Annotated in this window: 1 protein-coding gene; it reads right to left on the bottom strand. The window is 63.6% G+C overall.

The features are described from left to right. The coding region (locus tag CAY82_RS26865; protein ID WP_170931152.1) for an immunoglobulin-like domain-containing protein at positions 1-352 on the bottom strand (352 nt) is incomplete at both ends.

The following is a 352-nucleotide window of genomic DNA, read 5'->3' as shown; positions in this document are numbered from 1 at the left end:
TCGAAGTTACCGCCCGTGGCGCTTTCGATGGTCACGCTAACGGTCGAGCCGTTGTTGTAGACGTCGTTGGCCGGGGTCTCGAAATCAACGCTGCCCTGGGTCTTGCCGGCTTCGACGGTGATGGTCTGGCCATTGGACAGGGTCACGGTCACCGGGGTCTGCGCTGGGTTGCTCAGGGTCACGGTGTAGGTGATGACGCCGCCTTCGGTGACGCTTGGCGAAGCGGTCAGGGTCGCGGTGGTGGTGTCGACCGAGTCGTTGATGGTGGTCTGAGCCGGCGTCGGGTTCGGCACCAACTGCTCGAAGTTGCCACCGGTAGCACCGGTAATCGTGGTGCTGACGGTCGAGCCGT

The organism is Pseudomonas sp. SID14000, from assembly GCF_002165135.1.
In the GTDB taxonomy this organism is placed as follows: domain Bacteria; phylum Pseudomonadota; class Gammaproteobacteria; order Pseudomonadales; family Pseudomonadaceae; genus Aquipseudomonas.
The sequence above is the reverse complement of the archived record's forward strand: the minus strand, read 5'-3'. Positions and strand labels throughout refer to the sequence as shown.